General features: G+C 48.2%; 12 protein-coding genes. All 12 read left to right on the top strand.

The window, feature by feature from the left end; all coding sequences use genetic code 11:
* Positions 1-4: 4 nt before the first annotated feature.
* A complete protein-coding gene (locus GC097_RS03285) occupies positions 5-2,293 on the top strand; it encodes a DEAD/DEAH box helicase (RefSeq protein ID WP_171681926.1) in 2,289 nt (762 codons plus the stop codon).
* Positions 2,290-3,666: a ribonuclease H-like domain-containing protein gene (locus GC097_RS03280; RefSeq protein WP_171681925.1), complete on the top strand. Its 1,377-nt coding sequence runs from the start codon at positions 2,290-2,292 to the stop codon at positions 3,664-3,666. Before GC097_RS03285 ends, GC097_RS03280 begins: the two co-directional genes overlap by 4 nt.
* Before the next feature lie 71 nt (positions 3,667-3,737).
* Positions 3,738-4,547, top strand: coding sequence for an Fpg/Nei family DNA glycosylase (locus tag GC097_RS03275; protein WP_171681924.1), 810 nt, complete (start codon positions 3,738-3,740; stop codon positions 4,545-4,547).
* Between the two features lie 15 nt (positions 4,548-4,562).
* On the top strand, positions 4,563-5,399 hold the full coding sequence (locus GC097_RS03270; RefSeq protein ID WP_171681923.1) for a deoxyribonuclease IV: 837 nt from the start codon (positions 4,563-4,565) through the stop codon (positions 5,397-5,399).
* Positions 5,400-5,435: 36 nt separating this feature from the next.
* Entirely contained in the window at positions 5,436-5,774 is a 339-nt protein-coding gene (locus GC097_RS03265; RefSeq protein ID WP_171681922.1) for a cyclic-phosphate processing receiver domain-containing protein, read from the top strand.
* 27 nt (positions 5,775-5,801) lie between these two features.
* Positions 5,802-6,569: an ABC transporter ATP-binding protein gene (locus GC097_RS03260; protein WP_171681921.1), complete on the top strand. Its 768-nt coding sequence runs from the start codon at positions 5,802-5,804 to the stop codon at positions 6,567-6,569.
* Positions 6,570-6,589: 20 nt separating this feature from the next.
* Positions 6,590-7,627, top strand: coding sequence for an SAM-dependent methyltransferase (locus tag GC097_RS03255; RefSeq protein WP_171681920.1), 1,038 nt, complete (start codon positions 6,590-6,592; stop codon positions 7,625-7,627).
* A gap of 91 nt (positions 7,628-7,718) precedes the next feature.
* Positions 7,719-9,356 (top strand): serine/threonine protein kinase, encoded by a 1,638-nt coding sequence (locus GC097_RS03250; protein WP_171681919.1) that lies wholly within the window; start codon positions 7,719-7,721, stop codon positions 9,354-9,356.
* An 81-nt stretch (positions 9,357-9,437) separates the two neighbouring features.
* Positions 9,438-9,950 carry an acyl-CoA thioesterase gene (locus GC097_RS03245; RefSeq protein WP_171681918.1) on the top strand — a complete coding sequence of 171 codons (513 nt, stop codon included), beginning with the start codon at positions 9,438-9,440 and terminating at the stop codon, positions 9,948-9,950.
* A 261-nt stretch (positions 9,951-10,211) separates the two neighbouring features.
* Positions 10,212-11,324: a nucleotide-binding protein gene (locus GC097_RS03240; protein WP_171681917.1), complete on the top strand. Its 1,113-nt coding sequence runs from the start codon at positions 10,212-10,214 to the stop codon at positions 11,322-11,324.
* Positions 11,324-12,586, top strand: coding sequence for a TadA family conjugal transfer-associated ATPase (locus GC097_RS03235; RefSeq protein WP_171681916.1), 1,263 nt, complete (start codon positions 11,324-11,326; stop codon positions 12,584-12,586). Before GC097_RS03240 ends, GC097_RS03235 begins: the two co-directional genes overlap by 1 nt.
* A complete protein-coding gene (locus tag GC097_RS03230; protein WP_171681915.1) occupies positions 12,583-13,464 on the top strand; it encodes a type II secretion system F family protein in 882 nt (293 codons plus the stop codon). The genes GC097_RS03235 and GC097_RS03230 overlap by 4 nt, the downstream gene beginning before the upstream one ends.
* Positions 13,465-13,479: the final 15 nt, after the last annotated feature.

Genomic DNA, 13,479 nt, shown 5'->3' with positions numbered 1-13,479 from the left:
ACGTATGAATCCTTTAACAGGTAAGGTTTCTTCTATGAATGAGATGATCGGCTGGCTGCGCAAGCAGCAGGACATCATGTCACAAGTTACTTATTGGCACACCATACCCCCGCGTGATCCCAAGCTGGCTGATTTTCCAGAGGGATTGCACGAGGGTATTCGGGCTGCGCTTCAACATAAGCACATCAAGCAGTTATACACGCATCAAGCGGAGTCGTTCCGTCAAGTGCAGGCCGGTCATCATGTGGTCACGGTGACGCCGACGGCCTCAGGCAAGACGCTTTGCTACAATCTTCCGGTCCTGCAGAAAATTTTGGAGAACGATGCCTCACGCGCCCTCTATTTATTTCCGACGAAGGCGCTCGCGCAGGATCAGGTTGCCGAGCTGCAGGAAATGGTAGATTTCATGGAGGTAGATATCAAAACGCACACGTATGACGGCGACACGCCGCCAACGGTTAGACAAGCGATTCGCAATGCCGGGCATATTGTCGTGACGAATCCGGATATGCTGCATTCCGCGATTCTTCCCCACCACACCAAGTGGGTGAAGCTGTTTGAGAACTTGAATTACATCGTAATTGATGAGGTGCATTCCTATCGCGGCGTTTTTGGGAGTCATGTGGCTAATGTCATTCGCAGACTGAAGCGTATTTGCCGATTCTACGGGTCGAAGCCGCAATTTATTTGCGCGTCGGCGACGATTGATAATCCGAAGGAGCATGCGGAGCGGCTAATTGGCGAGAACGTTGCGCTGATCGACAATAACGGAGCGCCGGCAGGCGAGAAGCACTTTGTTTTTTATAATCCCCCGGTGGTCAATCAGCAGCTGGGGATTCGCAGAAGCTCCGTCTTGGAGACGCGCAAGCTGGCAGGCACGCTGCTGCGAAGCGGAATCCAGACGATTGTTTTTGCTAGAAGCCGCGTGCGCGTGGAGATTTTGCTGACCTACCTTCAGGAGCTCGTGACCCACGAGCTGGGCAGCAAATCGATCCGCGGCTACCGCGGCGGGTATCTCCCGAAGCTTCGCCGGGAGATCGAGAAGGGCCTCCGCAGCGGAGAAATCCGCGGCGTTGTGAGCACGAACGCGCTGGAGCTGGGCATTGACATCGGCCAGCTGCAAGCGTGCGTGCTCAACGGCTATCCGGGCACGATAGCCAGCACTTGGCAGCAGTCCGGGCGTGCCGGACGGCGGCAGGAGACCTCGCTGACGGTGCTCGTCGCGAGCAGCAACCCGCTGGATCAGTATTTGATCCAGAATCCGCAATATTTCTTTGAGCGACCGCCAGAGCAGGCGCGGATTCATCCGGATAATTTGATCATACTCGTGGATCATGTGAAATGCGCTGCTTATGAGCTTCCCTTTGAAGCCAATGAGAAGTTCGGCGAAGAGTCGCTCACGGACATCTTGGAATATTTAACCGAAGAGCAGGTGCTGCATCAGGTGAACGACCGCTGGTATTGGATGGAGCAATCCTTTCCGGCGCATAACATTTCCTTGCGGTCTGCCGCACAAGAAAATTTTATTATTATCGATATGACTAATGCGAATCGAGTGATTGGGGAATGCGACCGCTTTAGCGCGCCTACCCTCATTCACGAAGAGGCGATTTATATACATGAAGGCGTCCAATTTCAAGTGGAGAAGCTGGATTATGAAGAGAAGAAGGCTTATGTCCGTCAAGTCGATGTGGACTATTTCACTGATGCCAGTTTGGCGGTGCAGCTGAAGGTGCTGCATGTGAACAGGGAGGGGCGGAGCGGCGGATTGCTGCGGCAGCTCGGAGAGGTTACGGTGAATGCGCAGCCAACGATATTTAAGAAAATTCGTTTGCGGACGCACGAGAACATTGGCTCCGGACCGATCCGCCTGCCTGAAGAAGAACTGCATACCAGCTCCTATTGGTTCACCTTTGACGAAGAAATGGCGGCTGGTCGTTCAGTCAACGATATGCAGTACGCGCTGCTCGGGATTGCGAACGTTCTGTCGCATCTTGCTCCGCTCTATTTAATGTGCGATCCGATGGATATCCGGGTCGTTCCGCAGGTTAAGGCAGTGCATAATAAGCTGCCGACGGTATTTTTCTATGACCGGTACCCCGGCGGCGTCGGACTCAGCGACCGGCTGTATGAGGTGCACGGCCAGCTCATGGATCAAGCGCGCAGCCTCATCCAAAGCTGCGGCTGCATCAGCGGCTGCCCGGCGTGCGTCGGGCCGATCGAAGAGGTCGGCTTGCTCGGCAAGAAGCTCGCCCTGGAGCTGCTGGCGCAGCTGGACGGCGGTGCCCGATGAGCGGGCTCCGCGAAAGGCTCGGCCGCCTGCGAGGCCCCGCAGCGGCGCAGCCGGCCCCGCCGTCCTTGCCTGCGGCAGAGGACGAATGGACGCCGCTCGGCGCCCATATCGAGACGAGCCCGAGCGGCTCGTTCGTCATGCGGCGCCGCGTTTATGGCCGGGACAGCGTGCACGGCAAGTATCGGCTGCGTGAGCTGGCCGATTGTGCGCAGCACCTGTCCTGCTTTCACAACCGTGACGCTGTCGTCCGGCACGACGCGCTGCTCTTCTTCGATACCGAGACGACAGGGCTCGGTGTCGGAGCGGGCAACGTGCCGTTCATGGTCGGCATCGGCTATTACACCGGAGAGCTGTTCACGGTGGAACAGCTGTTGATTCGCAATCCGGCGGAGGAGCAGGCCATGCTTGTGTACCTGCAAGGGCTGCTGGGCCGCTTCACGCATATTGTTTCCTATAACGGCCGAACTTTTGATTGGCCGATACTTAAAAATCGCTACGTACTCAACCGGCTCACATTGGATGATTCGGAGCTGCTTCAACTAGATTTGCTGTACCCTTCCAGAAGCTTATGGCGGAACACGCTCCCATCCTGCAGGCTAAGCAAGGTTGAAGAGAGCCGGCTTGGCTTTGAGCGCGTAGACGATGTTCCCGGTTCTATGGCGCCTGCACTTTATTTTCAGTACTTGGCGGAGAAGAATCCGTCTGTCCTCCAGGGCGTTTTCGTGCATAATGAGCATGATATAGTCACCTTAGCGGCTTTAGCTATCCATTTCTCCAAGCTGCTAAGCGGAGATAACACTGGGGTTGTTGCCGAACTTGAAGTAGAAGAGTCATATCGAACAGGTCTCTGGTTGGACAAAATGGAACGGTTTGCGCTAGCAGAAACGGTTTTCGATGATTTATTTTCCAGACTCATGTTTGACTCACAACCCGCAAACAGCTCCGATCATGAATCTGCCATTTTGCTGTTAGCTGCCTTTTATAAGAAAAAAGGTGAATTTCTTCGTGCCGTAGACCTGTGGAAGCGATGGATTCAAATCAAAAACGCAAGCCTTGCGCTGCAATTGGAACCTTATTTGGAGCTGGCGATGTACTATGAGCATCGGGAGCGGAATTTGGATCAGGCGATATTTTATGCGGAGGAGGCTTGGGCTAAGCTTTGGCGCAGGCGCGCCCTGCATCGTGGAGATCGCAAGCAGAATGAAATCGAGGAAGCGCTGGAGAAGCGGATCCGCCGTTTGAAGGATAAGAGGAGAAAGACCGAGAGTCTTCAAGCTCGCGAGGCGTCGTCCACTAAGAGAATTCCGAAGCAAGCAATGCAAACTAAAACTCGCAAGAAGAAACCAATTTACGCGAGTGAGGGATTGATTTAAGTCACACGATTGTCCGTTTACTTTCTCTGTCATTTGGACATACAAGGAAGAAAACGGCAAGGAGAAGTGTCATGCCCGAACTACCCGAAATGGAGACATATCGCCAGCAGCTAACGAGACTCATCCTGAATTCGCCTATTACAGGAGCGGAAGTTAGCCGTCCCAAGTCTTTGAATGTGGAGCCTGAACGCTTTATCCGGCAATTGACAGGCAATCGGATTGTACATATCGATCGCCGAGCGAAGCATTTGCTTTTTCATATGGGATCAGGCGAAGTTTTATTGCTGCATTTGATGCTTGGCGGATGGATGTTCTTTGGAACAGAGGCGGAGAAACCGGACCGGACAACGCAGGTGGTGATCCATTTTGGCACAAAGCACTTATATTTCATCGGATTGCGGTTAGGATATTTGCATATGCACGCGCTGCCAGAGGCAGCGGCGTTATTAAGTAAGCTTGGACCGGAGCCCTTAGAGGCTGGTTTTACTTTTCCACGGTTTCAGAATGTGCTCAAAGGGAAGAAAGGCAATCTGAAAGTGACGCTTGTCGATCAATCTTTTCTATCCGGAATCGGGAATTGTTACTCGGATGAAATCTGCTTTTCAGCGGGTATTTTGCCTCTGCGTAAGCTGTCGACGCTAACGGAAGAGGAGCAAAACCGCTTATTCTTAGCGATGCGTTCGGTGCTGCTCGAAGCTATTCAATACGGCGGCTATATCGACGAGCCGTTGTTCGTCGGAGACCCCTTAACGGGGCAGTTTGACGCGAAATGCCGCGTATATGACCGCGAGGGAGAACCCTGCTTACGCTGCGGTCATCCACTTGTGAAGACAGAGGTTTCCAGTCGCAAATGCTTTTACTGTGCGAACTGTCAATCATGAAAGGGCTGAGGGGTCATGTATGTTGGCGCTCATGTTAGTACGCGGGGCGGTTATATCGGATCGGCCAAATCAGCATGGTCCATGGGGGCAAATGCTTTTCAATACTTCCCGATGAATCCAAGGAGTCTTTCTACGAAAATCGTCAATATGCAGGATGCCGCTGCCTGTGCTGCATTTTGCCGTGAACACGATATATTGTCGATCGGACATGCTCCATATCCTCTGAACCCGGCTGCAGACGAAGCTGAACGTGAGTTAATGGTGAAGCTGTTAAAGAACGGACTCGAAATAACGGACGCGTGCGGTTCGGTGGGGCTTGTGGTGCATTTTGGCAAATATGTTGGAAAAGACCCGTTACAAGGGTATAAAAATATAATACAATGTTTGGATAGCGCCACTTACGGCTATGAGGGGGCATCTCTCATTCTGCTTGAGAATCAAGCCGGCGAAGGATCTCAGTTAGGCCTTACTTTGGAAGAAATGGTTCAGGTCCGCAAGCTATGCCGATTCCCTGAGAAAATTGGCTTTTGCTTAGATACTTGTCATGCCTGTGCAAGCGGTTTATGGCAGAGTCATGGTTGGTCGGAACTCGAGGCTAGGGGCGGGCTTCTTGACTATTTTCCTCATTTGAAAGCCGTGCATCTGAATGATTCGCTTCATCCGTTTGGCTCGCGTAGAGATCGCCATGCGAATATAGGGACCGGGTATATCGGTCAGGATAATTTTGCGGAAATGTTGTCTTCTTCTTATTTGAAGCACATTCCTATCGTTCTCGAAACGGGAAAAGGGCCGGGCGGCACCCATGCGGAAGAAATTGCTTTAGTCAGATCTTTACTCCGCCAAACCGAATGATGCATCGCATGTATAGGAAGGGAAGGAAATTCGGTCATGATTCATGTATACTTAGATGATCTGCGCCCTTGTCCCCAAGGATTTACGCTTGCCAGGAATATACAAGAGTGTCTGCTGCTGCTTGAAGAATGCGACGTTGACATTTTATCGTTAGATCATGATATGGGCTGGATGTCGAAGCAAACAGGCATGGACGTTGTCATCTGGCTTGTTCAACAGCAGAAATTTCCCAAAACCATTTATATTCATACCTCAAGCCCTACGGCTTGTACGGCAATGTATCAAATGCTGAACTCAGCCAAGCCTGAAGAGGTGCGTATATACCCACACCGGATACCGGACGATTTGCTGCTGCAAATTGCACAAGGTACATAGCGCAGGAAGAAAGGAATGTAGCAAGAGATGATCCATTTATCACATATTCATTTTATTCGAGACGAACGGCATATTTTAAATGATGTGAATGTACATATTAATCCCGGTGAACACTGGGTCTTGTTAGGTCGTAACGGTTCCGGCAAAACAACTTTGCTCGAGATGATGAATGGTTACGAATTTCCTAGCCGGGGAACTGTAGACGTGTTAGGCAATCGGTATGGGCAATGCGATGTGAGAGAAATCCGCAAGAAGATTGGCTATATTTCTCAGTCCCTGATGGAAAAACTAAATCTTAGCGATCCTGTTATTGAGGTTGTGGCTACGGGTGAATATGCGTATCTTCGCTTTTATCAGGAAATTCCGCAAGATGTTTTGGACCGCGCGAAGGTCATGCTGGAGCGTGTACGCATCCCTCATTTGGCGCATCAAACATTAGGCAGTTTGTCGCAAGGCGAACGCAAAAAAGTCATGCTGGCCAGATCGTTGATGATGAAGCCTTCCCTCCTGGTATTGGATGAACCGGCTGCAGGATTGGATTTATACGAGCGGGAACGCTTTTTAAGAGATGTCAATGAACTTAGCAAGCAGGACATTACGGTCGTTTATGTGACCCATCATATTGAAGAAATCATTCCGTTAATTACGCATGTTGCCATTATTGAACAAGGTGAATTAATTGCTGCGGGGCCAAAGAAAGAAGTGCTGACGCCGGAAAATATTAAGAAAGCTTTTGACGTGGATATTGCATTGGAATGGTATCAGGATCGACCGTGGATTAAGGTTTTGGATTAAAGACGACAAAGGATGCGGCTATGACACAAATTACGACATACATTGGTACTTCGAATCACGGGTTCGCGCAGTACGCGCAGGATGAAATCCGCAAACTATTTCCGCTGACCAAGTTCACCTTGCTGGTGCCAACTGAAGTGTTTTTATTCGAAGTGCCGGCAGGCACAGAAGATGCCATAACAACCATCAAAGAACAAGAACCGATCTTTCTCAGACACATACAGCCTGTTTTGCAGGACTGGGAAATCACCGGAACGGAAGAGGATCTTGACAATCTGAAGGGTTGGTTGCGAGGTGCGCATGCAGCGGGTCTTCTTTATTCTGGCGAAAAGATCGCCATCCAAGTGCGTAAAGAAGAACGTGCAGACGTACCTTATGCGCCATTTTCGGTAAAGGCTGCGTTAGATGAAATTCTTGTTTCGGAAATTTTGGCTGAACCGGTCGTCCGCTATGCCGATCAAATTATTTCCATCTATATCAACGCCAAAAAGCTGTTCGTAGGGCTATCGAAGCCAGCGGACAATTTGTCCGATTGGTCGGGCGGAGCGATTCGCTTTATGAAGGAAGAAGATCAAATCTCACGCGCCAAATTTAAGCTTTTGGAAGCCGAACAGCGGTTTGGCATTGATTTTAGTATTGCAAGAACAGCCCTTGATATCGGAGCTGCTCCCGGTGGCTGGACATCACTGTTGTTGGAGCGCGGCCTAAAGGTCACGGCCATCGACCCTGCGGCTATGAGTCCAAGGCTGCTTGGCAATCCTAATCTGAAGATTTACAAAAAAAATGCAAGCGATGTGAAGCTGCGGGATAACGAATTTGACTTGCTTGTTTGTGATATGAGTTGGGATCCGCGTCAAATGGGTCGTTTGGTCGCTGATTTGCTGTACTCCCTCCAAAGTGGCGGTACGGCGATCATCACCGTCAAGCTGATGCATAAGAAACCGTTTCAAACGGTTCGGGATATTCTGCGAATACTGGAACCGTCTCTATTCCTGCTGAAGGCAAAACAGTTGTTCCACAACCGGGAAGAGCTCACCCTTTATTTGCAAAAGATGTAGTTTGTGTAAAAAAATGTAGATTTCACCGAAGGCCCCTTTTATAATCAAGGTAATGAATACTTGAAATGAAGGGGGCTTTTTTATCGTTGAGATGAAAAAGAAATGGATTGGCACCTGTATCGGCGGAAGATACCGCATTGAATCTATGCTGGGACAAGGTGGCATGAGCCATGTTTATTTAGCGGAGGATATGAAGCTGAAGGGGAAGAAGTGGGCGGTCAAGGGAATTTACCCATCGGAAGAAGAAACAATGACTTTCATGGAAGAAGCAGAAATGCTCGCAAAACTTCATCATCCGCAGCTGCCTCAATTGGTTGACTATTTTACAACAGACGATGGGACAGGCTTCTTGGTCATGGATTACATTCAGGGCCCCACTTTACAAGATCTGTTTGAAGGGAACGGACGGGAATTCCCACTTGTGAAAATGGTCGACATCGCTTTTCAGTTATGTGATCTGTTTCATTATTTGCACACGTTTCAACCTTGCCCGATTATTTACCGGGATCTCAAGCCCTCCAATATTATGATTAACGAGCAGTCTCAAGTTCGCTTAATTGATTTTGGCGTTGCCAGGCAGTTCAAAAAGGGCAAACAGGCTGATACGATGCAGATGGGGACCATTGGTTTTGCCGCACCTGAGCAATTTATGGGCTTGCAAACCGATGCGCGTTCTGATTTATATTCTCTCGGCGCTATGCTGTATTACCTATTATCTGGCGGCCAGTTTGCCTATATGACCCAGAAGCCTTTGGAGCAAATAAAGCCAAAGCTGCCTGATGCTCTGACCTCTACCGTACGACTGCTCCTGCAAGAAAATCCCCAGCACCGATGCCAATCCGCCATGGAAGTGAAAATGAGGCTTCGATCCATCTATCCCGACCAAACGAATATGACTGAAAATATGCATCACACTTCTCAATTACCGCCGGATAAGTTAATCGTCATTGGAGGCCTGTTTTCTGGGGTAGGATCGACATTCACGGCGATTTCTCTTGCTAGAATTTTGAATGCTATCCACATTCCGAACGCACTGATTGAACAGCCAACCATTGAACCGGATTTGTACATGTTATTATACGGCGATATGAAAGCCCCGAAGGATTATAGGTTTGCTGTTCATCTTATTACTGCGCAAGAGAAATGCTTATCTTCCTCCGCTTCATGGGATAACGGTTTATCGACTTGGGTGCCTCTTCATCCAGATGGTTATCATGATGCTTGGCTCCCCGCAGATTCCTTTAAGCTTCTTCATACGATCAAAAAGCCGATCATTCTATGGGACGTTTCGACGCATTGGGAGCATCCTTCAGTACGAGAGCTTTGTCATAGCGCAGATGAAATTATCGTGGTTATCGATGCTTCTCCGGGCAAATGCAATCGGCCCAGTTCACGCGCGCATTTTGAACGATTTAATTCTTATCGGCAGCGGGGAAAAAGAGTGCATTATGTCGCCAACGGCTGCCTCCCGGGACAGTTGGAGAAAGAATGGGCGGAATCGCTTCCGGCTCCTCCATTATGTACCTTGCCTGAGCTGCCTCGGTCTAAAGTGATGCGAGCGGTTTGGAATGGGGAGTGCATTCAGGATCATCCCGAGGTCTTAGCGCAATTAAATTACGCTTTATCGCCGCTATTAAAGGAGATTCTTCCAAGGAATAGCATGAGTTTAAGCGGAAAAAAGAAGACGAACCCTTCAATATTTTCAAAACTTATGAAGCGCGGTAGTTAAAAGCAATTATGACCAAAGTAATTCGAAGTATGTTATGATGATTCATAATGAAATTAGATACATAGCAAAGGGGTATTAGACATGGAACAACGTTATGCCAGAGAATCCAGATGCTTTAAAACATCCCGCATTTTCCCGACGGATGTAAATAATCATAATACGCTGTTTGGCGGTAAGCTGATGTCCTACATCGATGATATTGCTTCGATTGCTGCACACAAGCACTGCCGAAGATCCGTAGTAACGGCATCGACGGATTCGGTTGACTTTCTGTATCCGATTCATACCTCTGATTCCGTTTGCTTAGAGTCATTCGTTACTTGGACGGGGAAAAGCTCGATGGAGGTTTTTGTGAAAGTCGTGACGGAAGATCTGAAAACAGGAGCAAGAAAAATTGCCGCGACGTCTTTTCTGACTTTTGTTGCCTTGGACGATAATAAAGTGCCGGTAGAAGTGCCGCAAGTCATTCCGGAAACGGAAGAGGAGACGAAGCTGCATGAATCGGCGCCACAGCGGGCAGAAATGAGACGAATTCGCAGAGTCGAAAGTAAAAAGTTGGCTGGATTTTTCACCATGAAATATCCTTGGGAATAAAAGGGATTGATTTCCCAGGAAAATGTGGTACAATTTGGATACATTGTTTGAACAAGCGGAAGCACCGCTGATTTTGGAGATAACCTCTCCAACGTCGGCGCGTGCTTTTTTTGTTTTTTAAACCGCTGAGGAGGATGGTGAATGAAAGATCAAACGACAACAATTCGTATCGCGATCGTGCTTTTGGTCATTAGCTTTGTATTAATCGGGAGTGGCATGAATGCCAAAATGTCGTGATTTTCATGAGATTGGGAGGTTTCGATGAACAAAATTCAACTTTATGTTTTAGATCATGACGAGGAATACTCGCAGCGGCTTGCCGCCTACATTCGTGCTTCTGAGTTCGCCGAGCGCATGCAGGTAAAGTTGTTTTCAAAGCTGGAATTAATGTTTGAAGTGATTGAGAATCAGCAATTAGAAGGCGTGCTATTAATGTCGGAAATGTATTTCCAAACTTTAATGCGCCGAACAACTGGACTCCGCAGGATGGTTCTAAGTGAAACCATTGTCAATTCCATGGATGCAGAAACGAAAATTCCGTTTTTATACCGGTTTCAAGCGTTACACCAATTGCTCACGCGGCTGCAAGCTTTTTATGCCGATAACACGAATGGGGAGAAGAGCCACGGAACGACAAAAACGTGTGTTCTCTCTGTGTACAGCTCCAGCGGAAATAGTGGTAAGACGATGACGTCTATCCATCTGGCCAAACAGCTTTCTTTTCGTGGCGAGCGCGTTTTTTATTTGAGTTTGGAAACAGTGAGTTCAACCTCGCAATGGCTGCAAGGCGAAACAGGGCAATTTTCCAAGCTGATTTACTATTTGAAGAGCTCGCCAGATGTACTCGGGCCCAAGCTGCAATTGCTTAAATCCCATGATCCACACTTGCGATTTGATTATTTGTCTCCCAATGACCAGATCAGGGAAATGCAAGAAATAAGCGGAGAACAGATTCGAGTTCTTATCAATACGTTGATCTCATTGAATGAGTATGACTACATTATCTTAGATCTTGAGGCGTCCGTGCATCCTCGAATTGTGAAAGGACTGGAGCTCAGCGACCACATTATTTGGCTCATAAGAGATGATTTGAATGATGCCTATAAAACGATGGCGCTCTATAAGCAGATGAGCTTCCTTCAAAATGTTCATTTTGTTTTGAATAAGTATACAGGGATGCAGACGAATGATTTCTCTGGTCTTGGCAATGAAATCTCCTTTATGCTTCCGTACATCCCCGAGTGGAAAATCATCAGAACGCCGCAGCAGATATGGGAATCCGGGTTATTCTCGGAACAGACCTATCACATGTTCACAGCTCTCTTAAACGGTAAACGGATATCTATATCCGGAGCAGAAGGGGCCGTCGCTTGATGAAGATGAGTCAATTCATGGAATTGAAGCAGCAAATCAAGGAAAAGCTTGATCTTTCCAGCACGGTTAGCGATGCCAGATTAAAGGAACTTATCGAAGAAGCCATTTTTCAGGCAGCAAATGAGGACAATTGGACATCGGACGAAATACATGCCTCGGTTAAACGTATTTTCGATTCATTTCGTGGGCTGGATCTTTTACAGCCGCTTATCGATGATCCATCTGTTACTGAGATTATGGTGAATGGGCATGAGGATATATTTTTCGAACGCAAGGGTGCAGTCGAGCGGTACCCACACCCTTTGGAGAGCGCGGAAAAGCTGGAGGATCTTATTCAGACGATTGTTTCCAAAGTAAACAGGATTGTTAATCAATCAACTCCCATCGTCGATGCGCGTCTGCAGGATGGTTCGAGGGTTAACATCGTACTTCCGCCTGCCTCACTCAGCGGACCTACCTTAACCATTCGTAAATTCCCCGAAAAGCCACTGCTGATGGATGATCTGATCCGAATGGGAAGTATCTCTGTGAAGGCTGCGGAAATGCTGCAAGTGTTGGTTGAGTCCGGGTATAACATCTTTATTGGAGGAGGAACAGGTTCTGGGAAAACAACTTTTCTGAATGCGCTTAGTGCATGGATTCCTGCGCATGAACGCATTATTACAATTGAAGATTCGGCAGAGTTACAAATACGGACACTTCCAAACTTGGTCAGAATGGAAACCAGGAATGCCAATACCGAGGGACGAGGAGAAATCACCATTAGGGACCTCATTCGCGCCTCGCTTCGGATGCGTCCGAACCGGATTATCGTTGGGGAAGTGCGAGGCGTTGAAGCTTTAGATATGCTAGCTGCAATGAATACAGGTCATGATGGATCCCTAAGCACAGGTCACGGCAATTCTTCCGTTGATATGCTTAGCAGATTGGAGACTATGGTGCTTAGTGGCGCTCCTCTGCCGATAGAGGTGATTCGTAAACAAATTGCTTCAGCTCTTGATGTGATGATTCATATCAGCCGAATTCGCGATCGCAGCCGGAAAGTGACAGAAATTCATGAAGTCATCGGTGTGAAGGATGGTGAGGTGCAGCTCAATCCGCTGTTTTTATTCGAGGAAAGAGGGGATGTGTCAGAGGATACAGTAATTGGGGAACTCGCTTATACAGGCAACGAACTGCGCAATATGCACAAAATCCGAATGGCTGGCACGAAGCTGCCCGAGTGGTTCTCGAACTGGGAGGGAGAGTGTGGAGCTGGATGACGATGATACTGCTTCTTCTTATTACGGGTACGCTGAGTTGGTTTGTTTTGATGTACCTGGAACGCCGCAAAAATAATAAAACCTCAACGAATAAGGTCAAAATCCCGAATGCTCCATCGCCTCAATCCATCCACACGTTAATAGATTATCATCAGTATCATCTAACACCACGGCAAAGAGTAAGTGCGATTCTTATGCTCGCCTTGCCTGCTTTCCTTGTGGGGTACATTTTCTATAAAACATTCATTTTCGCTGCTGTATTTTCGGCGGCAGGATTGGTGTTTCCTCGCATACGCAAACAGCAATTAATCCAGATGCGCAAAAACAAACTGTATGTTCAATTCAAACAAGCGTTAAGTTGTCTTTCCTCCTCCATGACAGTAGGAAAGTCGATTGAAACCGCTTTTCAAGAAGCCCTGGAAGACTTAAAACTGCTGTATCCTGATCCAGCCTGCCTGATTGTGATTGAATTTAGTATCATTTGCCGCAAGGTTGAGAACGGAGAGCCGATTGAAGCGGCACTGAAGAATTTTGCGGAACGAAGTCATTTAGAGGACGTAGTCAGCTTTACCGACGTCTTCCTTACCTGTAAACGCACAGGCGGTAATTTGGTGGAGGTGATGAAGCGGACTGCCGCTGTTATCGGAGAAAAACTTGAAATTACGCAGGATATTAACGTCATGATTGCCCAGAAACGGTTTGAGTCAAGGGTGCTGTTGTTTGCTCCTATTGTGATTGTTGCCGTACTTGCCTTTTCATCACCGGAGTATATGCAGCCATTGTATTCGGGAGTTGGTGTTGTTATCATGAGCGGTTGTTTATTCATGTTAAGCGGCTGCTTTGCCCTCACTCAAAAAATCATGAATATCAAGGTGTAATATGTGGATCGCAAT

Origin of the sequence: Paenibacillus planticolens (assembly GCF_013141725.1) — a bacterium.
In the GTDB taxonomy this organism is placed as follows: domain Bacteria; phylum Bacillota; class Bacilli; order Paenibacillales; family NBRC-103111; genus Paenibacillus_E; species Paenibacillus_E planticolens.
The sequence above is the reverse complement of the archived record's forward strand: the minus strand, read 5'-3'. Positions and strand labels throughout refer to the sequence as shown.

Bases quoted from the DNA above. Each gene is read 5' to 3' on its own strand.
- GC097_RS03285 (WP_171681926.1), top strand. From the start codon at position 5: ATGAATCCTTTAACAGGTAAGGTTTCTTCTATGAATGAGATGATCGGC.
- GC097_RS03280 (WP_171681925.1), top strand. From the start codon at position 2,290: ATGAGCGGGCTCCGCGAAAGGCTCGGCCGCCTGCGAGGCCCCGCAGCG.
- GC097_RS03275 (WP_171681924.1), top strand. From the start codon at position 3,738: ATGCCCGAACTACCCGAAATGGAGACATATCGCCAGCAGCTAACGAGA.
- GC097_RS03270 (WP_171681923.1), top strand. From the start codon at position 4,563: ATGTATGTTGGCGCTCATGTTAGTACGCGGGGCGGTTATATCGGATCG.
- GC097_RS03265 (WP_171681922.1), top strand. From the start codon at position 5,436: ATGATTCATGTATACTTAGATGATCTGCGCCCTTGTCCCCAAGGATTT.
- GC097_RS03260 (WP_171681921.1), top strand. From the start codon at position 5,802: ATGATCCATTTATCACATATTCATTTTATTCGAGACGAACGGCATATT.
- GC097_RS03255 (WP_171681920.1), top strand. From the start codon at position 6,590: ATGACACAAATTACGACATACATTGGTACTTCGAATCACGGGTTCGCG.
- GC097_RS03250 (WP_171681919.1), top strand. From the start codon at position 7,719: ATGAAAAAGAAATGGATTGGCACCTGTATCGGCGGAAGATACCGCATT.
- GC097_RS03245 (WP_171681918.1), top strand. From the start codon at position 9,438: ATGGAACAACGTTATGCCAGAGAATCCAGATGCTTTAAAACATCCCGC.
- GC097_RS03240 (WP_171681917.1), top strand. From the start codon at position 10,212: ATGAACAAAATTCAACTTTATGTTTTAGATCATGACGAGGAATACTCG.
- GC097_RS03235 (WP_171681916.1), top strand. From the start codon at position 11,324: ATGAAGATGAGTCAATTCATGGAATTGAAGCAGCAAATCAAGGAAAAG.
- GC097_RS03230 (WP_171681915.1), top strand. From the start codon at position 12,583: ATGACGATGATACTGCTTCTTCTTATTACGGGTACGCTGAGTTGGTTT.